This is a genomic window from Streptomyces sp. NPDC085460, from assembly GCF_044541975.1.
Taxonomy (GTDB): Bacteria; Actinomycetota; Actinomycetes; order Streptomycetales; family Streptomycetaceae; genus Streptomyces.
In genome coordinates this window covers 460,594-486,081 of the sequence record NZ_JBITTO010000003.1, presented here as the reverse complement: position 1 = coordinate 486,081, position 25,488 = coordinate 460,594, and the positions used below count along the sequence as shown (strand labels likewise).

Here is a 25,488-nt window from a genome sequence, read left to right as displayed (position 1 = left end):
ATCGCATGTTTCACGTGAAACAGCGGAAGGGCCGCGCTCCGTGAGGAGTGCGGCCCTTCCTTCTGCGCCGGAGCGCAGAACTGCTGGGAGCAGCGTTACGCGGCAACGACCTCGATGCCGAGCTTCGCGGCGACCTCGGGGTGCAGACGCACGAGCACCTGGTGCGAGCCCAGGGTCTTGATCGGCGAACCGAGCTCGACGCGACGCTTGTCGACCTCGGGGCCACCGGCGGACTTGATCGCCGAAGCGACGTCGGCCGGGGTCACGGAGCCGAAGAGACGGCCGGCGTCGCCGGAGCGAACGGCCAGGCGCACCTTCGTGCCCTCGAGCTTGGCCTTGACCTCGTTGGCCTGCTCGATGGTCGCGATCTCGTGGATCTTGCGGGCGCGGCGGATCTGCGCCACGTCCTTCTCGCCACCCTTGGTCCAGCGGATCGCGAAACCACGCGGGACCAGGTAGTTGCGAGCGTAGCCGTCCTTGACCTCGACGACGTCGCCGGCCGCACCGAGGCCGGAGACTTCCTGGGTGAGGATGATCTTCATTTTTCGGTCACCCTTCCCTTATCGCGCGGTGGACGTGTAGGGCAGCAGCGCCATCTCACGGCTGTTCTTGACGGCCGTGGCGACGTCACGCTGGTGCTGCGTGCAGTTGCCGGTCACGCGGCGGGCACGGATCTTGCCGCGGTCGGAAATGAACTTCCGCAGCATGTTCGTGTCCTTGTAGTCCACGTACGCGGTCTTGTCCTTGCAGAACGCGCAGACCTTCTTCTTAGGCTTGCGCACAGGCGGCTTCGCCATGGTGTTTCTCCTGTGTGATCAAGAAGTGTGGGGTACGAGCTGCCCCCGGGGGCCGCTTCCGGACGGACCGGAAGGAGGTCCCTAGAAGGGGGGCTCGTCCGAGTAGCCGCCGCCGGAGTTGCCACCCCAGCCGCCACCGCCGCCGCCGCCGGCCTGCTGGCCGCCGCCGGAGGAGGAGCCACCAGTGGCCCACGGGTCGTCGGCGGGAGCACCGCCGCCGCCCTGCTGGCCGCCGCCGGAGTTGCCACCCCAGCCGCCGCCACCCTGCTGGCCACCGCCGCCGCCGAATCCGCCGCCGCCACCCTGACCACCGCGGCCGGTGGTCTTGGTGACCTTGGCCGTGGCATTGCGCAGGCTGGGGCCGACTTCCTCGACGTCCAGCTCGAAGACCGTGCGCTTGACGCCCTGGTTGTCCTCGTAGGACCGCTGCTTCAGCCGGCCCTGCACGACGACGCGCATGCCGCGCTGAAGGGACTCGGCGACGTTCTCCGCCGCCTGACGCCAGACCGAGCAGGTCAGGAACAGGCTCTCGCCGTCCTTCCACTCGTTGGTCTGACGGTCGAAGGTGCGGGGAGTGGACGCGACGCGGAACTTCGCGACCGCCGCACCGGACGGGGTGAAGCGCAGCTCGGGGTCGTCGACGAGATTGCCGACGACCGTGATGACGGTCTCGCCTGCCATGGGTGAACCTCTCGGCGGGATTGCTTCTGGCTGCTTGCTGCTACTCGGACCCGATTACCTCTGAGCGAAAGCTCAGTGGGTCTCGGGACGGAGGACCTTGGTCCGGAGGACCGACTCGTTCAGGTTCATCTGGCGGTCGAGCTCCTTGACGACCGCAGGCTCGGCCTGCAGGTCGATGACCGAGTAGATGCCCTCGGGCTTCTTCTTGATCTCGTAGGCGAGACGACGACGGCCCCAGGTGTCGACCTTCTCGACCTTTCCGTTGCCCTCACGGACGACGGAGAGGAAGTTCTCGATCAGCGGGGAGACAGCGCGCTCCTCGAGATCGGGGTCGAGGATGACCATCACCTCGTAGTGACGCATGTGGAACCCACCTCCTTTGGACTCAGCGGCCACGGTCGTTCCGTGGCAGGAGGGTCGTGATGCGTGATGCGACGGCGTCCCAGCTGGGAGTACCAGGGCAGACACCGGCGCAGACCGTACAGAGTACCTGCACATCGCCTTGCGGTTGAAATCCGGCGGGGAGGGGACGCAATCTGTACACATCGGACGTCGGCGGCGCTAAGATGCGCCGCCCTCCGCACGGCACGCCAGGAGGTGCCCCATGGCACAGGCAATGCGACCCGACCCCGGCCACTCCCTCTTCGCCACGGACGGCAAGCCGCACCCGCTCGTGGACACGCTGCTCGCCGTCACCCTGGTGCTGGGCATCCTGTCCTTCGTCACGGCGCAGTTCCACAACCTGCACCTGCTGAGCTCGTGGTCGGGCCTGATCGGCATCCTGACCGGGGCCTACGGGCAGTTCATCTCCGTCACCACCCGCGAGCGCTTCTTCCTGATCATCGGTCTCGGCGCCTCGGCCGTGGGTTTCTTCCTCGGCATGGCGCACGGAGGACTGTTCGGCGGCGTGATCAGCTGACCTGACGACCGACGCCGAGCACGTCAGGGCCACCGCGGCCCTCCGGGGCGCTCCTCGGTCGCAGTAGGCTTCGGCGCGAGAGCCGGAGCCCCTGACCGATGGGGACACACCTGCCGAGGAGCGCCCCGCATGAGCCTGACCCTGAGGACCATCAGCCGAGAGCAGCATCTGGCGTACATCCAGACCCTGCCCGGCGCGAGCCACTGCCAGGTCCCGGCGTGGGCGGACGTGAAGACCGAGTGGCGCTCGGAGAACCTCGGCTGGTTCGACAAGAACGGCGAGCTCGTCGGCGTCGGCCTGGTGCTCTACCGGCAGCTGCCCAAGCTCAAGCGCTACCTGGCCTACCTCCCCGAGGGCCCGGTCATCAACTGGCACGCCCCCAACCTCGACGAGTGGCTCCAGCCGATGCTGGCCCACCTCAAGCAGCAGGGCGCCTTCTCCGTGAAGATGGGCCCGCCGGTCGTCATCCGCCGCTGGGACGCGGCCGCGATCAAGTCCGGCATCCAGGACCCGGACGTCAAGCGCCTCAAGGACGTCCAGGCCACGGTCGTCGAGCCGCGCGCCTTCGAGGTCGCCGACCGGCTGCGCCGGATGGGCTGGCAGCAGGCCGAGGACGGCGGCGCCGGCTTCGGCGACGTGCAGCCCCGCTACGTCTTCCAGGTCCCGCTGGCCAACCGCTCCCTGGACGACGTCCTCAAGGGCTTCAACCAGCTGTGGCGCCGCAACATCAAGAAGGCCGAGAAGGCCGGCGTCGAGGTCGTCCAGGGCGGCTACGAGGACCTCGCCGAGTGGCAGCGCCTGTACGAGATCACCGCGGTCCGCGACAAGTTCCGGCCGCGCCCGCTCTCGTACTTCCAGCGCATGTGGAACGTCCTCAACAGCGAGGACCCCAACCGGATGCGCCTCTACTTCGCCCGCCACAACGGCGTGAACCTCTCCGCGGCGACGATGCTCGTCGTCGGCGGGCACGTCTGGTACTCGTACGGCGCCTCCGACAACATCGGCCGCGAGGTCCGCCCGTCCAACGCCATGCAGTGGCGGATGCTCCGCGACGCGTACGCGATGGGCGCGACCGTCTACGACCTGCGCGGCATCTCCGACTCGCTCGACGAGACCGACCACCTCTTCGGCCTGATCCAGTTCAAGGTCGGCACGGGCGGCGAGGCCGTGGAGTACGTCGGCGAATGGGACTTCCCGCTGAACAAGCTCCTGCACAAGGCGCTCGACATCTACATGTCGCGCCGCTGACGCTCCCCGCGGGGCTTGCGTACCCTCGTAGTTCCGCGGGTTTCGTACACATCTCCGACACCCCACCGCAGCCATCAGAAAGGTTCCGGGCCGGCCATGGCGCTCTCCCTCTACGTCGACACCGCTCGCTGGCGGGCGCACCAGAAGACCGTGATCGACCAGTTCCCCGGTCTGATCCCGGTCTGCAAGGGCAACGGCTACGGCTTCGGCCACGAGCGGCTCGCCGAGGAGGCGGCCCGGTTCGGAGCCGACATGCTCGCGGTGGGGACCACGTACGAAGCCGCGAAGATCAAGGACTGGTTCGGCGGTGACCTGCTGGTCCTGACGCCGTTCCGGCGCGGCGAGGAGCCGGTGCCGCTGCCCGACCGGGTGATCCGCTCCGTCTCCTCCGTGGACGGCGTGCACGCCCTGGTCGGCGCGCGTGTCGTCATCGAGGTCATGAGCTCCATGAAGCGGCACGGCGTCCGCGAGGAGGAACTCGCGCTGCTCGCCTCCGCGATCGAGGACGTGCGTCTGGAGGGCTTCGCCCTGCACCTGCCGCTCGACCGCCCGGACGGCACGGACGCCGTCGAGGAGGTCATCTCCTGGATGGACCGGCTGCGGGCCGCCCGGCTGCCGCTGCACACCATGTTCGTGAGCCATCTGCGGGCCGAGGAGCAGGCCCGGCTCCAGCAGCAGTTCCCGCAGACCCGCTTCCGCGCCCGGATCGGCACCCGGCTCTGGCTGGGCGACCACGAGGCCACCGAGTACCGCGGTTCGGTCCTCGACGTCACCCGGGTCGCCAAGGGCGACCGCTTCGGCTACCGCCAGCAGAAGGCCGCCTCGGACGGCTGGCTGGTCGTCGTCGCCGGCGGCACCTCGCACGGCGTGGGCCTGGAGGCCCCGAAGGCGATGCACGGCGTGATGCCGCGCGCCAAGGGCGTGGCCCGGGCCGGTCTGGCCACGGTGAACCGCAATCTGTCGCCGTTCGTGTGGGCGGGCAAGCAGCGCTGGTTCGCCGAGCCGCCGCACATGCAGGTCTCGATCCTCTTCGTGCCGGCCGACGCGCAGGAGCCTCAGGTCGGCGACGAGCTGACCGCGCACCTGCGCCACACCACGACGCAGTACGACCGGATCGTCGAGCGCTGAGGCGACGGGCCGGCCGTACGGTCACACGCCGTACGGCCGCGCGCCGCGGTCACCCCCGGGAGCCCTGGGCCCCGGGGGTTCCCCATGTCACCAGCATCTCCTGAGCGCCGGTCTCCGGCGTCGGGGCCGCGTGCCGGGCCGGATGCGCCGCCCTGCCCGCGACGAAGACGTCCGGGGTGCCGTCCAGGACGCCGCCCGAGGGGTCGTCCGAGCCGTCGCGCCGGACCGGGTCTTTCTCGGGCGCCAGAACGTCCCGCACGACCATGACGCAGAGGTACAGCGTGCCCAGCAGGTGCAGGACGACCACGAAGTGGTAGCCGTCGAGAGGCAGCCCCTGCTTGCTGCCGCTGCCGGTGAACGCGAGGTACATCCAGATCCCGAGGAAGTACAGCACCTCGCAGGACTGCCAGATCAGGAAGTCACGCCAGCGTGGCCGGGCGAGGGCGGCGAGCGGCACCAGCCACAGCACGTACTGCGGTGAATAGACCTTGTTCGTGAGGACGAACGCGGCGACCATCAGGAACGCCAGCTGGGCGAGCCGGGGCCGGCGCGGCGCGGCGAAGGCCAGCCAGGCGAGGCCGCCGGCGGCGAGCACCAGGAGCAGCAGCGCGTACAGGTTGGCCCGGTCGGGCGGAATGGCCGTGCCGCCGCGCTGGCTGACGAGCAGCCAGATGGAGCCGAAGTCCACGTTCCGGTCACGGCTGAAGAGGTAGAACTGCTTCCAGCCGTCGGACGCGAGGAGCATCACCGGCAGGTTCACCACGAGCCAGGACCCCACCGCCCCGAGCAGCGCGGCGCCGAAGGCGCGCAACCGCCCCGCCCGTACGCAGAGCAGCAGCAGGGGCCACAGGAGGAGCACCGGGTAGAACTTGGCGGCGACGGCGAGACCGAGCAGGATGCCGGCCGCGAGCGGCCGGGAGCGGGACCACATGAGGATCGAGGCGGCGGTGAGGGCCACGGCCAGCAGATCCCAGTTGATCGTGGCGGTGAGGGCCACGGAGGGCGCCAGGGCGACCAGCAGGCCGTCCCAGGGGCGGTGCCGGTGCGTCCGGGCCACACAGACGGCGAGGACGGCCGCGCAGACCATCAGCAGGCCGGCGTTGACCAGCCAGTACGCCTGCTCCTGGCCCTGGAGCTCGCCGCCGGGCGTCAGCCAGGACGCGACCTCCATGAAGAGCCCGGTCAGGACGGGGTACTCCAGGAACGGTATGTCGCCGGGGAGCCGGTCGAAGTACGGGATCAGGCCCTCGGCGAAGCCGCGCCCGGCGAACAGGTGCGGGATGTCCGAGTAGCAGGCGTGGGTGTACTGGGAGGTGGTGCCCCGGAACCAGGCCCAGTTGTAGCAGGGCAGTTTCTGCACCATGCCGAGGGCGAACATGCCGATGGCCACCAGGGCGATCACGCGCACCGGAGTGAACTGCCCGCCCGCGGGGCCGCTGCCCGGCAGGGAGTGACGCCCGTAGCGGCCGCCGATGAGTTCGCTGCCCGCGGCGGCCACCTCGTCGCGCCGGGTGGGGGCGACGGTCGGGGGCTTCTCCCCGTGCGCTCCGTCCGGCGCCGCGGGCCCGTCCAGGGGGCCGCTCGTCTTCTTCAGGCTCGGCATGGGTGACATCCTGCCGTACGCCCCTGGGAATCCGGCCCCACGACCGGTACGGGAAACGCGGGAACGGCGGCGGGCCCCCTTGTTTCACGTGAAACGCGAGGGCCACGGCCCGTCGGGGCCCGCATGTTTCACGTGAAACGGCCGAGGGCCGCCGCGGTCCGCTTCGCACGTGCTGTACGAAGCGGGCCGTGGCGGCCCTCGCCGCGCCGGTGTACCGCCCTCGGGTCGGGACACCGGCCACCTCAGTCGAAGATGCTTCCGCCTCCGGTGGTTTCCTCGGTGGGCTCTCCGCCGGTGTCGCCGCCGTTGCCGCCGCCGCCGCTGTTGTTGCCGCCGCCGTTGTTACCGCCGTTGGAGTCGCCGCCGCTGTCGGAGCCTCCCGGGCCGGTCGTCGTACCCGACGGTGTCGGAGCCGTGGTGCCGGTCGGTGTCGGTTCGGTCGTCCCGCCGGTGCCGCCGCCGTTGTTGTTGCCGCCGCCCGAGTCCTCGCAGTTCCAGCTGTCCCAGATGCTGCAGGTGGTCTTGCCGGGCGTGGGCTTCGTGGTGGTCGGACGGCCCGTGTCGGTGGGCGTCGGCGGGGGAGTCGTCGTCGGAGCGGTGGTGGCCGTCTCGGTCGGCGTCGCCGTCTCGGTCGGGGTCGGGGTCGGGGTCGGCTTGGGCGTGGCGCCACCGCCGTATACCGCCTGGGCGTCCGCCAGCTTCTCCGGCTCCGGGAACTCCTCGACGGGCAGGTCCGCGACGGCGTCCGTCATGTAGTCGTTCCAGATCTGGGACGGGAAGGACGAGCCGTGGATCGAGTCCTGGCCACCCGTGCCGTACATCTCCAGGAACTCGCGGCCCTTCTTCGACTCGTCGTCGTCGAAGCGGAACATGTCGATCGCCGTCGAGAGCTGCGGGGTGTAGCCGACGAACCAGGCCGACTTGTTCTTGTCGGTGGTACCGGTCTTGCCAGCCACGTGACGCCCCGGGATGGCGGCGTTCTTGCCGGTGCCGCCCTTGTCCTCGACCACGCTGCGGAGCACGTCGGTGATGTTGGAGGAGATGGCCGAGGAGAACGCCTGCTTCGGGGCCGCCTCGTGCTGGTAGATGACCTGGCCCTGCTTGAGCACCTTGGTCACGGAGTACGGCTCGTTGCGCTCGCCCTGGTTGGCGAAGGTGGCGTAGGAGCCGGCCATGCGGATCGCGCTGGGGCTGGAGATGCCGAGCGAGAAGGACGGGACCTCGCCCTTCACCAGGGAGTCGGGCCGCAGACCGGCGGAGATGGCCATGTCACGCACCTTGTCGATGCCGACGTCCATGCCGAGCTGCACGAAGGGGGAGTTGGCGGAGACGACCATGGCCTTGCGCAGGCTGATGTTGCCGTAGCTGGTGTCACCCTCGTTGTTCTGCTTCCACTCCTCTCCTTCCTCGTTGTGCCAGATCTCACCCCTGTAGTCGCGGACCTTGAGGTCGTCCTTGCCGTTGTAGCGGCTCTTGTCGGGGTCGACCAGGGTGCGCGTGGAGGCGTCCTGCTCCGCGCCTCCCTCCGGGTCACGCACGCCGTCCTTCATGGCGGCGGCGAGGACGAAGGGCTTGAACGTCGAGCCCACCTGGGCGCCGGTCTCGTCGGCGTTGTTGGTGTAGTGCTTGGTCGCGTCCTGACCGCCGTACAGCGCGACGATCTTCCCGGTCTTGACGTCGACGGAGGCACCGCCGAACTCGACGTGGGTGTCGTCCTCCGGACGCTTCTTCTCGTCGATGTACTCGTCGTAGATCTTCTTGACCGAGTCCTCCATCGCCTTCACCTTCTTCTTGTCGAAGGTGGTGTGGATCTCGTATCCGCCCAGATCCAGGGCCTCGGCGCTGATGTCGTACTTGCTGCGGAAGTTGGCCTTCGCGGTGGCGACCAGGTAACCGATCTGGCCGCTCAGCTGGGCGTCCTGCTTCGGCTTCTGGATCTTCGGAAGGGTCGTGTACTTCGCCCGCTCCTCGGCCGGAATCTTCCCGTCCTTGACCATCTCGTCGAGGATCCAGCTCCAGCGCTCGGTGAGACGCGCCAGGTTGTTCGCGGGGGTGGCGTTGGGGTCGACCTCGGGGTAGCCGGCGGGGTCGAAGTACGTGGCGCCCTTGAGGACGGAGGCGAGCACCGCCGACTCGCTGGCGTTGAGGTGCTTGGCGTCCTTGTTGAAGTACGCCCGGGACGCGGCCTGGATGCCGTAGGCACCGCGGCCGTAGTACGCGGTGTTGAGGTAGCCCACCAGGATGTCGGGCTTCTCGACCTCGTTGCCGACCTTGATGGAGATGAAGAGTTCCTTCATCTTCCGGGAGAGGGTCTGCGACTGGTCGGCGAGCAGACCGTTCTTCACGTACTGCTGGGTGATGGTCGAGCCGCCTTGGGTCTCCCCGCCCTTCGCCATGTTCCACACGGCGCGGCCGATGCCCATCGGGTCGACGCCCCAGTCCGTGCGGAACGTCTTGTTCTCGGCCGAGATCACGGCTTCCTGCATGACCTTCGGAATCTGGTCGATGCCGACGATCTGGCGGTTCTGCCCGGCGCCGGTGGCGACCATGCGGCTGCCGTCGGCCCAGTAGTAGATGTTGTTCTGCGAAGTGGCGGTCGCGTCCACCTTGGGGATGACGACCTGCGAGTACGCGAAGACCGCGCCGCCCATGAGGAGCGCGCAGAAGAACAGGAACGTACCCGTCACGAGCCTCCAGGACGGCATCCAGCGACGCCAGCCGTCCTTGTCGTGGCGCGGGTAGTCGATCAGCCGCTTCTTGCCCGGCGGACGGCCACCGGGACCGCCGCCCCGTCCGCCACCGCCACCGCCGCCACCACGACGGCCACCGCCGCCACCAGGGCCGTTTGGTCCACCGGGACCGGGCGCGGGCGCGCGTCGGCGACCGCCCCGCTGTGCGGCGCGCCGGGCCTCCGCGCGGCCGCCGTACGGCCGCGCTTCCTCCCCGTGGGAGGACGACGAGGCCCCCCCGTACGCGCCGGACGCCCCGTAGGGGGCCGGCGATCCGTACGGGGGCGTCCCCGTACCGGTGTCATGGGCCGGGGCCGACCTGCGGCCCGTCGGCTGCTGGGCGGCGCGTCGTGCCGCCGCACGGCCGCCCGTCGGCGGCTCCTGCGACGGCATCCTGCGACGATGCTCGCTCATCGAACGACTACTCCTCGGGCAGGCGTGTACGCCTGGAAGCGGCAGTTGAGTTCCGGTCCCCCCGAAATGCGCACGACCGGAGCCCATGGAAGGCCCCTTTCGTATCGCAGCCGGTCACCCGCTGCACTGACGCCCCAGCGCTGCGCCTGGTTCCCGGTGGTGTGCATGCCGCACAGACTACGCACGGCCAAAACCCCTCTTGCGCCGGAGTTCACCCCAAATCAGGCAAGTCGCACGCTGTGAATTGACGATGTGACGCCGGTCACGGCACCCCTACTTGTCGGACCTCTCGGGCCGTTCTATCGTCATGATGTATCGAGTCGATACATCAGCACGGCATAAAGGTTTCCGAGAGCGGACCGCGGGACGGAGGAGGCGACGAATGAGCAGACGCTCGGGCATCCTCGAATTCGCCGTTCTCGGCCTGCTGCGCGAGGCCCCCATGCACGGCTACGAGCTGCGCAAGCGCCTCAACACCTCGCTCGGCATCTTCCGGGCGTTCAGCTACGGCACGCTCTACCCGTGCCTCAAGACGCTGGTCGCCAACGGCTGGTTGATCGAGGAGCCGGGCAGCGCCCCCGAGGAGGCCCTCGCCTCGTCACTCGCAGGGCGCCGGGCCAAGATCGTCTACCGGTTGACGCCGGAAGGTAAGGAGCACTTCGAGGAGCTCCTCTCCCACACCGGCCCCGACGCCTGGGAGGACGAGCACTTCGCCGCCCGCTTCGCGTTCTTCGGCCAGACCGAGCGCGAGGTGCGGATGCGCGTCCTCGAAGGCCGCCGCAGCCGGCTGGAGGAGCGCCTGGAGAAGATGCGCGCCTCCCTCGCCCGGACGCGCGAGCGCCTCGACGACTACACGCTTGAGCTCCAGCGCCACGGAATGGAGTCCGTGGAGCGCGAAGTGCGCTGGCTGAACGAGCTCATCGAGAGCGAACGGGCGGGGCGCGACCAGCGCCCCGGCCCCGACGCTCCGCACGACAACGATTCTGGAGAGACGGGCGGCCTGCCCCGGCACGGGGGCAGTACCCGGCCGGATCCGTCCGATGACACCACCAAGTGAAACCCTGCGCCAGCAGGGCTTCCACGATCACACAGGGAGCAACCGGAATGGGTTCGGTTCGCGTAGCCATCGTCGGCGTGGGCAACTGCGCCGCGTCGCTGGTGCAGGGCGTCGAGTACTACAAGGACGCCGACCCGGCGACCAAGGTGCCCGGCCTGATGCACGTCCAGTTCGGCGACTACCACGTCGGTGACGTCGACTTCGTCGCCGCCTTCGACGTCGACGCGAAGAAGGTCGGCCTCGACCTCTCCGACGCCATCGGCGCCAGCGAGAACAACACCATCAAGATCTGCGACGTCCCGAACACGGGCGTCACGGTCCAGCGCGGCCACACGCTCGACGGTCTCGGCAAGTACTACCGCCAGACCATCGAGGAGTCCGCCGAGGAGCCGGTCGACGTCGTCCAGATCCTCAAGGACCGCCAGGTCGACGTCCTCGTCTGCTACCTGCCCGTCGGTTCCGAGGACGCGGCGAAGTTCTACGCCCAGTGCGCCATCGACGCCAAGGTCGCCTTCGTCAACGCCCTCCCGGTCTTCATCGCCGGCACCAAGGAGTGGGCGGACAAGTTCACCGAGGCCGGTGTCCCGATCGTCGGCGACGACATCAAGTCGCAGGTCGGCGCGACCATCACGCACCGCGTGATGGCCAAGCTGTTCGAGGACCGCGGTGTCCGTCTTGAGCGCACCATGCAGCTCAACGTCGGCGGCAACATGGACTTCAAGAACATGCTGGAGCGCGACCGCCTGGAGTCCAAGAAGATCTCCAAGACGCAGGCCGTCACCTCGCAGATCCCGGACCGCGAGCTGGGCGAGAAGAACGTCCACATCGGCCCGTCGGACTACGTGGCCTGGCTGGACGACCGCAAGTGGGCGTACGTGCGCCTCGAAGGCCGCGCCTTCGGCGACGTCCCGCTCAACCTGGAGTACAAGCTCGAGGTCTGGGACTCCCCGAACTCGGCCGGCGTCATCATCGACGCCCTGCGTGCCGCGAAGATCGCCAAGGACCGCGGCATCGGCGGCCCGATCCTCTCCGCGTCCTCGTACTTCATGAAGTCCCCGCCGGTGCAGTACTTCGACGACGAGGCCCTGGCCAACGTCGAGAAGTTCATCAAGGGCGAGGTCGAGCGCTGACCCTTCGAGGTCCGATGCGTTTCACCTGACGAGGGTCCCCGCGGCACTGCCCGGGGACCCTCGCCGTATGTGAGTCTTGCTGCCATGTCCGTCGTACGTGATCTGCGCGTACTGCTGCGCCTGCGCGACTTCCGCCGCCTGCTCGCCGTCCGGCTGCTCTCCCAGTGCGCCGACGGCGTCTACCAGGTGGCCCTGGCCACGTACGTCGTCTTCTCCCCCGAGAAACAGGCGTCCGCCGCCGCCATCGCCTCCGCCATGGCCGTCCTCCTGCTCCCGTACTCCCTCGTCGGCCCCTTCGCGGGAGTCCTCCTCGACCGCTGGCCGCGCCGCCAGGTCTTCCTCTACGGGAACCTCCTCCGCGCCCTGCTCGCCGCCGGCACCGCCGTACTGATCCTCGCCTCCGTCCCGGACTGGATCTTCTACGCCTCGGCGCTCTCCGTCACGGCCGTCAACCGCTTCGTCCTCGCGGGACTCTCCGCCGCGCTGCCCCGGGTGGTCGACGAGGAACGGCTCGTCGTGGCCAACTCGCTCTCCCCCACCGCCGGCACCCTCGCCGCCACCGTCGGCGGCGGACTCGCCTTCGGCATCCGGCTTCTCGCCGACGAGTCCGACGCGGCCGTGGTCGCCTTCGGCGCCGTCCTCTACCTCTGCGCCGCGCTCGCCTCGCTGCGGATCCCCCGCGCGCTGCTCGGCCCCGACCCGGACCAGGTGCCGCCCCGGCTCGCCACGGCGCTCGTCAGCACGGCCCGGGGCCTCGCCGCCGGGCTCCGCCATCTCTCCGAACGCCGCCCGGCCGCCCGCGCGCTCACCACCGTCGGGCTGATGCGCTTCTGCTACGGCGCGCTGCTCGTGACCGTCCTCATGCTCAGCCGGTACGCCTGGAGCACCACCGAGTCCGAGGGGCTGGGTCTGCTGGGCATCGCCGTCGCCGCCTCCGGCGCCGGCTTCTTCGCCGCCGCGGTCCTCTCGCCCTGGGCGGTGGGACGGTTCGGGCCCTTCGGCTGGATGACCCTGTGCGCGGGCGCCGCCGCCGTCCTCGTACCGGCGCTCGCGCTGCCCTTCGCGCCCGCGCCCTTCCTCGTCGCCGCCTTCGTCCTGGGGCTCATCACCCAGGGAGCGAAGATCGCGACCGACACCGTGGTGCAGACGAGCGTGGACGACGCCTTCCGGGGGCGGGTCTTCTCCCTCTACGACGTGCTCTTCAACGTCGCCTTCGTGGCCGCGGCCGGGGTCGCCGCCCTGATGCTGCCGCCGGACGGGCGCTCCCCGCTGCTGATCGGACTGGTGGCGGCCGGCTACGCGGCCATCGCGCTGCTGCTGCGCGGGGAACGCGCCCGGAGGTGATGTTTCACGTGAAACACCGGCGGAGCCGTCACGGCGCTCCCGTCCCGGTGTTTCACGTGAAACACGGGCGCGTCAGTCGCGCGCGGCCCACCACTCCTTGAGCGCGGCCACGGCCTGCTCGTACTCCATCGGACCGTTCTCCAGGCGCAGCTCCAGCAGGAACTTGTACGCCTGCCCGACGGCGGGCCCCGGCTTGATCTCCAGGATCTGCTGGATCTGGTTGCCGTCGAGGTCGGGACGGATCGAGTCCAGCTCCTCCTGCTCCTGGAGCTGGGCGATGCGGTCCTCCAGGCCGTCGTAGGCGCGGGAGAGCGCGGACGCCTTGCGCTTGTTGCGCGTGGTGCAGTCCGAGCGGGTCAGCTTGTGGAGACGGGAGAGGAGCGGGCCGCCGTCGCGGACGTAGCGGCGTACGGCCGAGTCGGTCCATTCGCCCGTCCCGTAGCCGTGGAAGCGCAGGTGCAGCTCCACGAGCCGCGAGACGTCCTTGACCAGCTCGTTGGAGTACTTCAGCGCGGTCATGCGCTTCTTGGTCATCTTGGCGCCGACCACCTCGTGGTGGTGGAAGGAGACCCGGCCGTCCTTCTCGAAGCGGCGGGTACGCGGCTTGCCGATGTCGTGGAGGAGCGCGGCGAGGCGCAGCACCAGGTCCGGGCCGTCCTCCTCCAGGTCGATCGCCTGGTCCAGCACGGTCAGGGAGTGCTCGTACACGTCCTTGTGCCGGTGGTGCTCGTCGCTCTCCAGCCGCAGCGCGGGCAGCTCGGGGAGGACGTGCGCGGCGAGACCGGTGTCGACGAGCAGGCCGAGGCCCTTCCGCGGGTGGGCGGCGAGCAGCAGCTTGTTCAGCTCGTCCCGGACGCGCTCGGCGGAGACGATCTCGATCCGGTCCGCCATCTCCGTCATCGCCGTGACGACCTCGGGGGCGACCTCGAAGTCGAGCTGGGCGGCGAAGCGGGCCGCCCGCATCATGCGCAGGGGGTCGTCCGAGAAGGACTCCTCGGGCGTGCCGGGGGTGCGCAGCACGCGGGCCGCGAGATCCTCCAGGCCGCCGTACGGGTCGACGAACTCCTTCTCGGGGAGCGCCACGGCCATCGCGTTGACGGTGAAGTCACGCCGGACGAGGTCCTCGTCGATGGAGTCGCCGTAGGAGACCTCGGGCTTGCGGGAGGTGCGGTCGTACGCCTCGGAGCGGTACGTCGTGACCTCGATCTGGTAGCCGTCCTTCTGCGAGCCGACCGTCCCGAAGGCGATCCCGACCTCCCAGACGGCGTCGGCCCAGGGGCGGACGATCTTCAGGACGTCCTCGGGGCGGGCGTCCGTGGTGAAGTCCAGATCGTTGCCGAGCCGGCCGAGGAGGGCGTCCCGTACCGAGCCGCCGACCAGGGCGAGGCGGAATCCGGCCTCCTGGAAACGGCGTGCGAGGTCGTCGGCGACAGGGGACACGCGCAGCAGTTCGCTGACGGCGCGGCGCTGTACCTGGCTCAGTTCGGTCGAGGTGTCTTCGTTGGCGTTCGGCACAACAGAAAAGGGTACGTGCACCGCTCCGCCCCGACGCCCCCGTTTTCCCGGCGGCCCCTCCGCTCCGGGCCCGGCGCACCTGTGGGCTTCCTGTGAAAACGGGCCTCTCCGGCGTCATCGGCTGGAGGAGTCCCCGGCACTCGGTCCCGCTGTGCCTCGTTACCATGCCTGGACACAGCAACCGGGCACCACTGGCATCACGGGCACCACCGACAACGACGAGGACGGGCGAACGCGTGGCTGAGGCGGCAGCTTTCCAGGGAACCGGTCCCTCACCTGCCCGCCGATGGCTGCGGCGCACCCTCACCATCGCCGTCGGAGCGCCCCTCCTCGCCGGGCTCCTCCAGACCCCCCCGGCGTCGGCCCAGCCCGCCGAGGAGGGCCCGGTCTCCCGGACCGTCGATGTGTCCATCGACACGCTCGCCCCGAGCGCCCCGGTCGAGGGGGACACCGTCACCGTCACCGGGACGCTGACCAACCGCGGCAAGCGGGCCATCACGGACGCCACGGTCAACCTGCGGGTCGGCCCGCGGATGGACAGCCGCAGCGAGATCGACCAGGTCGCCCGCAGGAAGGGCTTCCGCTCCGACAGCGATCCGCGGCCGCTGGACGCCGTCCCCGAGATCGACATCCCCCGGCTCGACGTCGGTGTCACCCGCGACTTCCGGATCTCCGTGCCGGTCGCCAAGCTGGACCTCGACGAGGAGGGCGGCGTCTACCAGCTGGGCGTCTCCCTCACCGGGCAGACCTCGGACCGGCAGTACGACCGCGTCCTCGGCATCGAGCGGACCTTCCTTCCCTACCAGCCCGAGCCGACCGACAAGCGCACCCAGCTCACGTACCTCTGGCCGCTGATGTCCTCGGCCCACATCTCGGCCGACACCGCCTCGGACGACCAGCAGACCCCCGTCTTCCAGGACGACGAACTGGCCGAGGAGCTCCGTCCCGGCGGTCGGCTCGACGAGCTGGTCACCCTGGGCCAGGGCCTCCCGGTCACCTGGGTGATCGACCCGGACCTGCTGGCCTCCGTCGACGCCATGGCCAACGGCTACCGCGTCAAGGACGGCACCGGGCACACCGCGGGCACCGAGGCGAACCGGAAGCTGGCGGAGCGCTGGCTCGGCATGCTGGAGAAGGCGGTCCAGGGCCGCAAGGTCGTCGCGCTGCCCTTCGCCGACCCCGACCTCGCCTCCCTCGCCCACCACGGCAAGGCCGTCCCCGGCTCGCTGCAGCACCTCCAGTCGGCGACGCAGCTGGCCGAGTCGACCGTCGAGACGATCCTCCACGTCCAGCCGGCCACCGACTTCGCCTGGCCCGTCGAAGGCGCCGTCGACCCCTCGATCATGGCGGTCTCGACCTCGGCGGGCGCCCGCAAGGTGATCGCCCGCAGCGACAGCATCCAGGACGACGACCTCCCCTACACGCCGACCGCGGCCCGCCCCCTCGGCGGCGGGACCACGGCGGTGGTGAGCGACGCCGAGCTGTCGACCGCCTTCCAGGGCGACATGGTCCGGGCCGAGACCTCGACGCTGGCCGTCCAGGAGTTCCTGGCCCAGACGCTCGCGATCACCCTGGAGCAGCCGCAGGACCAGCGCAGCGTCGTGGTCGCCCCGCAGCGCCGCCCGAGCGTGGCCCAGGCCCAGGCGATGGCCGCCGCCGTGCGCGGCCTCGGCGCCAAGCGCTGGACCCAGCCGCTCGACCTGGTCGCCGCGGCCGCCGTCAAGCCCGATCCGGACGCCTCCACGACGGTTCCGCGCGCCTCGCAGTACCCGAAGAAGCTCCGCGACAGCGAGCTGCCGGTGCAGGCGTTCCGGGACATGAAGACCACGCGCGACGAGCTGGACGACTTCAAGGTCATCCTCACGGACGCCACCCGGGTCGTCCCCCCGGTCGGCAACGCGATCAACCGCGAGATGTCCACCTCCTGGCGCGGCCGGGCGGGCGAGGCGGCGATCTACCGGGTCGACGTCGAGGACGTCCTCCAGAGGCTCACCAAGGGCGTCCTGCTCGTCGACAAGTCCGACCTCACCCTCTCCGGCCGCAGCGCCACCATCCCCGTCACGGTGCAGAACAAGCTGCTCCAGGACGTGGAGGGGCTGGTCCTGCGGCTGACCTCCAGCAACGGCACCCGTCTGAAGGTCGACGGCGAGACCTCGGCCGAGCTGCCCATCACGGTCCGCGCCGGGCACAGCCAGTCGGTGAAGTTCCCCGCCTCGGCCAACGCCAACGGCCAGGTCTCGATGACCGCGCAGCTCTACACCGTCGACGGCACGCCCTACGGCTCGCCGATGACCTTCTCCGTCAAGGTCTCCGAGATGACCCCGACGGTGATGCTGGTCATCGCCGGCGGTGTGCTGCTCCTCGTCCTCGCAGGCGTCCGGATGTACAGCCAGCGCAAGCGCCTGGCGGCCCGCGCCGCGGAAGCCGAGGCCGAAGCCGAGGCCGACACGGAGCCGGAAGCGGTGACGGAGGCGGAGGCGGAGGCTGCGCCGGACACGGAGGCCGGTCCCTCGGACGACCGGCCCTCCGACGACCCGCACGACGGCGACCGGTCCGCCGCCGACTCGGCGGCCGGAACCGAGCACCCGAGTGACCCGGACACGGACACCGGCCCCGAAAGCGCCGACCCGTCGGGCCCGAGTGAGAAAGTGGACCGTTGAGCGATGTCGTGGCCGGTCGGCCGGGGACGATGAGGTGGGGTATCCATGAACGCGCCGTACGACGCTGACCGCGGCCAGGGTGCGGGCGGCGCCGCGCCGTCCGGCGGTACGCCCCCGGCACCCGCCGCGCGTGACGGGCAGCCCGCCCCGCCGGAGGGCCAGGGGCCCCAGCAGTCCGCCTACCCGCCGCAGGACCCGTACGGGCAGGCTCCCTACGGCCAGAGCCCGCACGGGCAGGGTCCCCAGGCGCCGGCCCCCCACGGTCAGGTCGCGTACGGCCAGAGCCCGTACGCCGCCCCGCAGCCGACCCCGTACGCCACCCCGCCGCACGACCCGGCCGCCCACCCCGAGAACCCGTACGCCCAGGACCCCTACGTCCAGGACGCCTACGCCCACGACCCCTACCGGGCGCAGGACCTGGCCGCGCAGGACCCGGTGGGCGAGGCGCTCTACGACCGCGCCGCCCACCCGCCGCCCCCGCCGGGCACGTACCAGGAACCGCAGCCGCTCTACCAGCAGCCGGCGGCGTCCCAGCACGCCCCCGACCCCCGGGTCTGGGCCCACACGCCGGCGCCCGAGCCCGACGGCCCCTCCCGCCACCTCCCGTACGGCGACGACGCCCGCACGGTCCAATTCACCGGCGTCGACGACCTGGTGACCCGGGCGAGCGAGGAGGAGCGGCCCGAGCAGGACGCGTTCGCCCACCTGTACCGGGACCAGCAGGGCCAGGGCCAGGTGCCCGCCCCGGCCGCCGAGCCCGACCCGCTGCCCGCCCCCGCGCCGAAGAAGACCGGCCGCGCCTCCGGGCTGCTGAAGTCGAGCGCCGTGATGGCCGCCGGCACGCTGGTCTCCCGGCTCACCGGCTTCGTACGCTCCCTGGTCATCACCGGCGCCCTCGGCGCCGCGCTGCTCGGCGACACGTTCACCGTCGCGTACACCCTGCCGACGATGATCTACATCCTGACCGTCGGCGGCGGCCTCAACTCGGTGTTCGTGCCGCAGCTCGTCCGCTCGATGAAGGACGACGAGGACGGCGGCGAGGCGTACGCCAACCGTCTGCTCACCCTCGTCATGGTGGCGCTCGGCCTGATCGTCGTGGCCGCCGTCTTCGCCGCGCCGGTACTGATCCGGCTGATGTCGAACACCATCGCCGACGACGCCGCCGCCAACAGCGTCGCGGTGACCTTCGCCCGCTACTGCCTGCCCACGATCTTCTTCATGGGCGTGCACGTGGTGATGGGCCAGATCCTCAACGCCCGCGGCAAGTTCGGCGCGATGATGTGGACCCCGGTCCTCAACAACATCGTCATGATCATCACCTTCGGCCTGTTCATCTGGGTCTACGGCACCTCCGCCGAGTCCCACATGGGCGTGCAGACCATCCCCGACGAGGGCATCCGCCTCCTCGGCATCGGCACCCTGCTCGGCCTCGTCGTCCAGGCTCTCGCGATGATCCCGTACCTGCGCGAGGCGGGCTTCCGCTTCCGGCCCCGCTTCGACTGGAAGGGCCACGGCCTCGGCAAGACCGTCAAGCTCGCGAAGTGGACCGTCCTCTTCGTCCTCGCCAACCAGGCGGGCGTCCTGGTCGTCACCCAGCTCGCCACCGCGGCCGGCGAGGAATCGGGCAGGAACGGCGCCGGCTTCCTCGCGTACTCCAACGCGCAGCTGATCTGGGGCATGCCGCAGGCCATCATCACGGTCTCCGTCATGGCCGCCCTGCTGCCCCGGATCTCCCGCGCCGCCAGCGACGACGACCCCGGCGCCGTCCGCGACGACATCTCCCAGGGCCTGCGGAACTCCGCCGTCGCCATCGTCCCCGTCGCCTTCGCCTTCCTGGCCCTAGGCGTGCCGATGTGCACCCTGCTGTACGCCTCCAGCGGCGTCGAGGCCGCCCAGGGCATGGGCTTCATCCTGATGGCGTTCGGCCTCGGCCTGATCCCGTACTCCGTCCAGTACGTCGTCCTCCGCGGCTTCTACGCCTACGAGGACACCCGGACGCCCTTCTACAACACGGTCATCGTCGCCGCCGTCAACGCTGCGGCCTCCGCGCTCTGCTACGTCGTGCTGCCCGCCCAGTGGGCCGTGGTCGGCATGGCCGCCTCCTACGGCCTCGCCTACGCGGTCGGCGTCGGCATCGCCTGGCGCCGGCTCCGCAAGCGCCTCGGCGGCGACCTGGACGGCACCCACGTCCTGCGCACCTACGCCCGCCTCTGCATGGCCTCGCTGCCCGCCGCGGTGCTGGCCGGCGCGGTCGGCTTCGGCCTGCTGAAGCTGCTCGGCGAGGGCGCCCTCGGTTCGCTGGTCGCCCTCGTCGTCGGCGGCGCGGTGCTCCTCGGGGTCTTCTTCGTCGCCGCGCGCCGCATGCGGATCACCGAACTGAACACCCTGGTCGGCATGGTGCGCGGCCGTCTGGGACGCTGATCCCGTCCTCCAGGACAACCATCGGGGGGAACCGTGTGTCGTGCATAGCGTCCGACTGTGGGCACAATTGGCTTGGCTGTTGGATGTGGCGCAACGGATGGGGAGGCAGGAACGACGGTGGCGGAACGTAGCACGGCTGCCGTCGACGTGGCCGACAACAGCGGTGACGACCCGCTGACCGCGCAGGCGGACACGGCCGCGACCGACGGGGTGGCGGAAGAGCGGAAGACGGCGGAGGAGCCCAGCGGGGCCCCCGAGCAGAAGGCGGACGAACGGAAGAACGGCGAACAGCCCTCGCTCACAGCACCCGAACTGCACAGCGGTCACAAACTGGCCCGGCGCTACCGGCTGGAGGAGTGCGTCACCCGTCTGGACGGCTTCAGCAGCTGGCGTGCCGTCGACGAGAAGCTGCGGCGGGCCGTCGGCGTGCACCTGCTGCCGGCCGACCATCCACGCGCCCGCTCCGTCCTGGCCGCCGCCCGTTCGGCGGCCCTCCTCGGCGACCCCCGGTTCGTCCAGGTCCTCGACGCCGTCGAGGAGAACGACCTGGTCTACGTCGTCCACGAGTGGCTCCCCGACACCACCGAGCTGACCGCGCTCCTCGCGGACGGCCCGCTCCAGGCCCACGACGCCTACCAGCTCGTCACCCAGGTCTCCCAGGCCATGGCCGCCGCGCACCGCGAGGGCCTGGCGCACCTGCGGCTCACCCCGAGCGCCATCCTGCGCAGCTCCACCGGTCAGTACCGCATCCGCGGTCTCGCCGTGAACGCCGCCCTGCGCGGCATCACCGCCGAGCGCCCGCAGCGCGCCGACACGGAGGCCGTCGGCGCGCTCCTGTACGCGTCGCTCACCCAGCGCTGGCCGTACGAGAACGACGCCTACGGTCTCTCCGGGCTGCCCAAGGGCGTCGGCCTGATCCCACCGGACCAGGTCCGCGCCGGCGTCCACCGGGGCCTCTCCGAGATCGCCATGCGCGCCCTGGCCAACGACGGGGCCACCGCCTCCCGGCAGGAGCCGCCGTGCACCACGCCGGACGAGCTCGCCAAGGCCGTCGCGGCGATGCCCCGCGTCAAGCCGCCGGAGCCGGAGTTCCCGGCCCCCGCCGAGTACCAGCGCACCACGTACCAGCAGGGGACGTACGGGCGCCCCCAGCCGCGCCCGATGGCCACCCAGCCGCTCCCGGTCCCGCCGGCGCCGCTGGAGAGCCGCACGGGCAAGGCGCTGAAGTGGGCCGTGGGCGCGCTGCTGATCGCCGCCCTGGGCCTCGGCAGCTGGCAGATCGCGGACCGGCTCCTGCCGCGCGACAACCCGACGACCAACAATCCGGCCCCGGCGCCGCAGGCCGAGGAGAAGCCCGAACCGCCGAAGCCGCTGACCATCGCGTCGGCCGATGACTTCGACCCGCCCCCCGGGGGCAACGGCGAGGAGTACCCCGAGGCCGTGGCGAACGCCTACGACGGCGACCCGAGCACGTTCTGGCACACCAAGAACTACTGGGGTGCGGGCTTCGCCAACCTGAAGAGCGGCGTCGGGATCGTCCTGGATCTGGGGTCGGCCCAGAAGGTCCGCGAGGTCGACCTCACGTTCGTCGGACACACCGCCGTGGAGATCCGCACGGCGCCCGAGGACGCTTCCTCGGCGCCGTCCACGGCGGAGGGGTTCACCACCCAGGCGTCCAAGGCCGGCACCGACGTGAAGGTGGAGCTGCCCAAACCGGTCACGACCCGCTACGTTCTGGTCTGGCTGACGGAGCTCCCCCTCGTCGAGGGCAAGTACCGGGGCCAGCTGAGCGAAGTCAAGGTCATGGGCTGACGACGACAGGGGAGGGGGCTCACCGTTGGACCGTCCGATAGACGCCGCAGACGACCGGGAACTCCTGGCCCGTCATGTCGCCGGGGACCCGGACGCCTTCGGTGAGCTCGTACGGCGCCACCGCGACCGCCTGTGGGCGGTGGCGCTCCGCACCCTGGGGGACCGCGAGGAGGCCGCGGACGCCGTCCAGGACGCCCTCCTCTCGGCCTTCCGGGCCGCCCACACCTTCCGAGGCCAGTCGGCCGTCACGACCTGGCTCCACCGCATCACGGTGAACGCCTGCCTGGACCGCGTCCGGAAGGCCGCCAGCCGCAGAACCTCGCCCGTGGACGACACCGACCGCTTCGAGCAGCTCCTCGAACCGCACGAGTCCGCGGAGGCACCCGCCGAGCGTCAGGACCTCCACCGGCAGCTGCTCGTCGCGCTCGCCACCCTCGCCCCGGACCAGCGCGCCGCACTCGTCCTCGTCGACATGCAGGGATACCCGGTCGCCGAGGCGGCCGACATCCTCGGGGTGCCCACCGGCACCGTGAAAAGCCGGTGCGCACGCGGCCGGGCCCGGCTGCTGCCGATGCTCACTCATCTGCGCGTCGACACCGTGGGTAACGAGGCTTCCGAAGGGGGAAGGAACCGGACGCCGGGGGCATCCGTCCCACCGGTGTCGGAGCCGAGGGAAACCGGACCGACTGATCCAGCTGCTGTGAAGGGCGGAGGTGGGCGCGCGTGACCACGACCGACAAGGCCGACACAGCACAGCACCCGGACGTCTCGGAGATCTCCGACCTGATGGAGGGGCTGCTCTCCCCGAGCCGTTCCGCGACGATCCGTGAGCACCTGGACGGCTGCGTCCTCTGTGCCGATGTCCGGAGTTCCCTGGAGGAGATCCGCGGGCTCCTGGGCACCCTTCCGGGCCCGCCGCGCATGCCCGCCGACATCGCCGGACGGATCGACGCGGCCCTCGCCGCGGAGGCACTGCTCGACGCCACGGCCCCGGACACGGCCCGGCCTGTTTCACGTGAAACCACGGCCGCCTCGGACAGCGATGTTTCACGTGAAACATCGCGGCCGGCCTCCGGCGCCCCGCCCGTCGACGGCCGCGGGGCGGGCTCCGATCGCCCGCCCGGCCGCCCCCAGGCGACCACCGGTCCCGGACGGGGCCGGACCCGCCGCCGCGGGCGCATCGCCGCCCTCACCGGCCTCGCCGGCACCCTCGTCGCCGCGTTCTGCGCGTTCGGCCTCTACGCGCTCACGCAGAACGGCTCACCGGAGCCGCACGCGGCCAAGGCCGACACCGCCGCGAGCGCACCGATGGGGGCCTTCTCCGGGGAACCGGTGGAGGAACGGGTCCGGAGTCTGCTCGCGGGCGACCTCACCACCCGGACCCCGAAGGGCGTGCAGCCCGAATCACTCTCGGCCGAGGAGGCGGAGAGCGGGAACCTCGGCACGGCCCAGCGGAACAGCGCCGCCGCTCTCCCCGCGTGCGTCTCCGCCGGCACCGGCCGTCAGGACGCCGTCCTCGCCTCCGAGCGCGGGCAGTACGAGGGCGTCTCCGCGTATCTCCTCGTCCTCCCCGACCAGGCCGACAGCGGCCGCGTCCAGGTGTACGTCGTCTCTTCCTCCTGTACCGGCGACACCCCGGCGCAACTGCTCCAGACCGCCTCCTACCCGAGGCCCTGAACGCTCCGCCGACCCCGGCCGTCTCACCCCGCGTCTCATCCTCCGTCTCACGCACGCGCCGCGCGGCGCTCTCGGGAATGCTCGCCCCTTAGGATCCGTTGGGTGGGGTGAGAGTGACCGAGACACCGCCCCCGTAGGCAGTAGGCAGTCCGCAGAGACGAGGAAGAAACCCGTGAGCGACGTCCGTAACGTGATCATCATCGGCTCGGGGCCCGCGGGTTACACCGCCGCGCTCTACACGGCCCGAGCGTCGCTGAACCCGCTGGTCTTCGAGGGCGCGGTGACCGCCGGTGGCGCCCTGATGAACACCACCGAGGTCGAGAACTTCCCCGGTTTCCGTGACGGCATCATGGGCCCGGACCTCATGGACAACATGCGGGCGCAGGCGGAGCGCTTCGGCGCCGAGCTCGTGCCGGACGACGTCGTCGCCGTGGACCTCACCGGCGAGATCAAGACCGTCACCGACACCGCCGGCACCGTGCACCGCGCCAAGGCCGTCATCGTCACCACCGGCTCGCAGCACCGCAAGCTCGGTCTGCCGAACGAGGACACTCTCTCCGGTCGCGGTGTCTCCTGGTGCGCCACCTGCGACGGCTTCTTCTTCAAGGACCAGGACATCGCCGTCGTCGGTGGCGGCGACACCGCGATGGAGGAGGCGACCTTCCTCTCCCGCTTCGCCAAGTCGGTCACGATCGTCCACCGCCGTGACACCCTGCGCGCCTCCAAGGCGATGCAGGAGCGGGCCTTCGCCGACCCGAAGATCAAGTTCGCCTGGGACAGCGAGGTGGCCGAGATCCACGGCGACCAGAAGCTCTCCGGTCTGACCCTGCGCAACACCAAGACCGGCGAGACCAGCGAGCTGCCGGTGACCGGTCTCTTCATCGCCGTGGGCCACGACCCGCGTACCGAGCTCTTCAAGGGCCAGCTGGACCTCGACGAGGAGGGCTACCTCAAGGTCGCCGCCCCGTCGACCCGCACCAACCTGACGGGTGTCTTCGGCGCCGGTGACGTCGTCGACCACACCTACCGGCAGGCCATCACGGCCGCCGGTACCGGCTGCTCCGCCGCGCTGGACGCCGAGCGCTTCCTCGCCGCCCTCACCGACAGCGAGAAGCTGGCCGAGACCCCCGCGGTCTGACCCGAACTCTCCCCACCCCACACCCCGCGAAGTTAAGGAGGCCGCCGTGGCCGGCGCCCTGAAGAACGTGACCGACGACTCCTTCGAGAAGGACGTCCTCAAGAGCGACAAGCCCGTCCTGGTGGACTTCTGGGCTGCCTGGTGCGGCCCGTGCCGTCAGATCGCCCCGTCGCTGGAGGCCATCGCCAACGAGCACGGCGAGCAGATCGAGGTCGTGAAGCTCAACATCGACGAGAACCCGGCCACCGCTGCCAAGTACGGCGTCATGTCCATCCCGACGCTCAACGTGTACCAGGGCGGCGAGGTCGTGAAGACCATCGTCGGCGCCAAGCCGAAGGCGGCCATCGTCCGCGACCTGGAGCCCTTCCTCGGGGAGAAGTGACCCCGCGTTGTTTCACGTGAAACGGCCCGTCCCCGCAGTGCGGGGACGGGCCGTTTCCGTCGGCGGTCACCAGGGGCACGGTCACAGAGGGCGCAGAGCCGGTTCCTTCTGCACCGCGCCGAGCAACCGGTCCAGCGCCATCTCGACGTCCTCCTTCCAGGAGAGCGTCGTCCGCAGCTCCAGGCGGAGCCGGGGAAAGGCGTGGTGCGGGCGCACGGTCTTGAAGCCGACCGCGAGCAGGTGATCGGCCGGCAGGACACAGGCAGGTTCCTTCCAGCGCGCGTCACCGAACGCCTCGATCGCCTTGAAGCCCCGCCGCAACACGTCCTTGGCCACCGTCTGCACCATCACCCGGCCGAGACCCTGCCCCTGGTACTCCGGCATGATCCACGCCGTCATCAACTGGACGGCGTCGGCCGCCACGGGGCTCGTGGGGAACGCCGTCGACCGCGGCACATAGGCCGGGGGAGCGTAGAGCACATAGCCGACCGGCACCTCGTCCACGTAGACGACCCGGCCGCAGGACCCCCACTCCAGCAGGACGGCGGAGATCCACGCCTCCTTCTCCTGCTCCGCGCGGGCCGCCTTCACCGCCGCGTCCCCGCTCACCGGATCGAGCTCCCAGAAGACACAGGAGCGACAGCGCTTGGGCAGGTGCGGAAGATTGTCCAGCGTGAGCGGTACGAGCCGACGCCCCACGGCTGCCCCTCGCTTCCCTGGCCCTCGGACGGCCACCGAGCACGGATACGCCTCTCGGAATCGTATCCATCGCGATGTGAGGGCGACACCGCGCGAAGACGAAGGGCGGGGAGCGCCCCGGTGATCTCCGGAAC

The 25,488-nt window shown here is 70.6% G+C and carries 21 protein-coding genes; 13 read left to right on the top strand and 8 right to left on the bottom strand.

Annotation, left to right across the window (positions count from 1 at the left end; translation table 11 throughout):
* Positions 1-95: 95 nt before the first annotated feature.
* The 4 genes from rplI to rpsF form a co-directional block, all read right to left on the bottom strand.
* Positions 96-542, bottom strand: a complete 447-nt coding sequence (rplI, locus tag ACIGHB_RS10085; protein WP_319011552.1) for a 50S ribosomal protein L9 — start codon at positions 540-542, stop codon at positions 96-98.
* Between the two features lie 18 nt (positions 543-560).
* Complete coding sequence (rpsR, locus tag ACIGHB_RS10080; RefSeq protein ID WP_005315025.1) at positions 561-797, bottom strand: 30S ribosomal protein S18; 237 nt, start codon at positions 795-797, stop codon at positions 561-563.
* An 81-nt stretch (positions 798-878) separates the two neighbouring features.
* Complete coding sequence (locus ACIGHB_RS10075) at positions 879-1,478, bottom strand: single-stranded DNA-binding protein (protein WP_399911269.1); 600 nt, start codon at positions 1,476-1,478, stop codon at positions 879-881.
* Between the two features lie 72 nt (positions 1,479-1,550).
* Entirely contained in the window at positions 1,551-1,841 is a 291-nt protein-coding gene (rpsF, locus tag ACIGHB_RS10070; RefSeq protein WP_004950685.1) for a 30S ribosomal protein S6, read from the bottom strand.
* A 241-nt stretch (positions 1,842-2,082) separates the two neighbouring features.
* Here rpsF and ACIGHB_RS10065 point away from each other — a divergent pair, with 241 nt between their 5' ends.
* The 3 genes from ACIGHB_RS10065 to ACIGHB_RS10055 all read left to right on the top strand — a co-directional run bounded on the left by ACIGHB_RS10065 (position 2,083) and on the right by ACIGHB_RS10055 (position 4,773).
* Entirely contained in the window at positions 2,083-2,397 is a 315-nt protein-coding gene (locus ACIGHB_RS10065) for a hypothetical protein (protein WP_360307831.1), read from the top strand.
* Positions 2,398-2,526: 129 nt separating this feature from the next.
* Positions 2,527-3,645: a peptidoglycan bridge formation glycyltransferase FemA/FemB family protein gene (locus ACIGHB_RS10060; RefSeq protein ID WP_360307834.1), complete on the top strand. Its 1,119-nt coding sequence runs from the start codon at positions 2,527-2,529 to the stop codon at positions 3,643-3,645.
* 96 nt (positions 3,646-3,741) lie between these two features.
* Positions 3,742-4,773, top strand: coding sequence for an alanine racemase (locus tag ACIGHB_RS10055; RefSeq protein WP_360307837.1), 1,032 nt, complete (start codon positions 3,742-3,744; stop codon positions 4,771-4,773).
* A gap of 49 nt (positions 4,774-4,822) precedes the next feature.
* Here ACIGHB_RS10055 and ACIGHB_RS10050 read toward each other — a convergent pair whose 3' ends face one another.
* Together ACIGHB_RS10050 and ACIGHB_RS10045 are read right to left on the bottom strand one after the other, a co-directional pair.
* Positions 4,823-6,385, bottom strand: coding sequence for a glycosyltransferase 87 family protein (locus ACIGHB_RS10050; protein ID WP_360307840.1), 1,563 nt, complete (start codon positions 6,383-6,385; stop codon positions 4,823-4,825).
* Between the two features lie 233 nt (positions 6,386-6,618).
* Positions 6,619-9,519 (bottom strand): transglycosylase domain-containing protein, encoded by a 2,901-nt coding sequence (locus ACIGHB_RS10045; RefSeq protein ID WP_399911263.1) that lies wholly within the window; start codon positions 9,517-9,519, stop codon positions 6,619-6,621.
* 382 nt (positions 9,520-9,901) lie between these two features.
* On the opposite strand from ACIGHB_RS10045, the gene ACIGHB_RS10040 reads away from it, so the two are divergent.
* From ACIGHB_RS10040 to ACIGHB_RS10030, 3 genes are all read left to right on the top strand, one after another.
* Complete coding sequence (locus ACIGHB_RS10040) at positions 9,902-10,576, top strand: helix-turn-helix transcriptional regulator (RefSeq protein WP_360307846.1); 675 nt, start codon at positions 9,902-9,904, stop codon at positions 10,574-10,576.
* 47 nt (positions 10,577-10,623) lie between these two features.
* Positions 10,624-11,706, top strand: a complete 1,083-nt coding sequence (locus tag ACIGHB_RS10035; RefSeq protein ID WP_360307849.1) for an inositol-3-phosphate synthase — start codon at positions 10,624-10,626, stop codon at positions 11,704-11,706.
* Positions 11,707-11,790: 84 nt separating this feature from the next.
* On the top strand, positions 11,791-13,050 hold the full coding sequence (locus tag ACIGHB_RS10030; RefSeq protein ID WP_399911259.1) for an MFS transporter: 1,260 nt from the start codon (positions 11,791-11,793) through the stop codon (positions 13,048-13,050).
* A gap of 72 nt (positions 13,051-13,122) precedes the next feature.
* On the opposite strand, the gene ACIGHB_RS10025 is transcribed toward ACIGHB_RS10030, so the two are convergent.
* Positions 13,123-14,565 carry a CCA tRNA nucleotidyltransferase gene (locus ACIGHB_RS10025; protein ID WP_399911256.1) on the bottom strand — a complete coding sequence of 481 codons (1,443 nt, stop codon included), beginning with the start codon at positions 14,563-14,565 and terminating at the stop codon, positions 13,123-13,125.
* 236 nt (positions 14,566-14,801) lie between these two features.
* Between ACIGHB_RS10025 and ACIGHB_RS10020 the strand changes: the two genes are divergently transcribed.
* The 7 genes from ACIGHB_RS10020 (at position 14,802) to trxA (ending at position 24,655) form a co-directional block, all read left to right on the top strand.
* Positions 14,802-17,225, top strand: a complete 2,424-nt coding sequence (locus ACIGHB_RS10020; RefSeq protein WP_399911253.1) for a DUF6049 family protein — start codon at positions 14,802-14,804, stop codon at positions 17,223-17,225.
* Between the two features lie 45 nt (positions 17,226-17,270).
* Entirely contained in the window at positions 17,271-19,646 is a 2,376-nt protein-coding gene (murJ, locus tag ACIGHB_RS10015; RefSeq protein ID WP_399911250.1) for a murein biosynthesis integral membrane protein MurJ, read from the top strand.
* A 117-nt stretch (positions 19,647-19,763) separates the two neighbouring features.
* Complete coding sequence (locus ACIGHB_RS10010) at positions 19,764-21,458, top strand: protein kinase family protein (RefSeq protein ID WP_399911247.1); 1,695 nt, start codon at positions 19,764-19,766, stop codon at positions 21,456-21,458.
* 25 nt (positions 21,459-21,483) lie between these two features.
* Positions 21,484-22,185 (top strand): RNA polymerase sigma factor SigM, encoded by a 702-nt coding sequence (gene sigM / locus ACIGHB_RS10005; protein ID WP_399911244.1) that lies wholly within the window; start codon positions 21,484-21,486, stop codon positions 22,183-22,185.
* Positions 22,182-23,135: a hypothetical protein gene (locus tag ACIGHB_RS10000; RefSeq protein WP_399911241.1), complete on the top strand. Its 954-nt coding sequence runs from the start codon at positions 22,182-22,184 to the stop codon at positions 23,133-23,135. The genes sigM and ACIGHB_RS10000 overlap by 4 nt, the downstream gene beginning before the upstream one ends.
* Before the next feature lie 172 nt (positions 23,136-23,307).
* Entirely contained in the window at positions 23,308-24,273 is a 966-nt protein-coding gene (gene trxB, locus ACIGHB_RS09995; protein ID WP_360307873.1) for a thioredoxin-disulfide reductase, read from the top strand.
* Between the two features lie 46 nt (positions 24,274-24,319).
* Complete coding sequence (gene trxA / locus ACIGHB_RS09990; protein ID WP_360307876.1) at positions 24,320-24,655, top strand: thioredoxin; 336 nt, start codon at positions 24,320-24,322, stop codon at positions 24,653-24,655.
* 81 nt (positions 24,656-24,736) lie between these two features.
* Here trxA and ACIGHB_RS09985 read toward each other — a convergent pair whose 3' ends face one another.
* Complete coding sequence (locus ACIGHB_RS09985; RefSeq protein WP_399911236.1) at positions 24,737-25,354, bottom strand: GNAT family N-acetyltransferase; 618 nt, start codon at positions 25,352-25,354, stop codon at positions 24,737-24,739.
* Between the last annotated feature and the right edge of the window lie 134 nt (positions 25,355-25,488).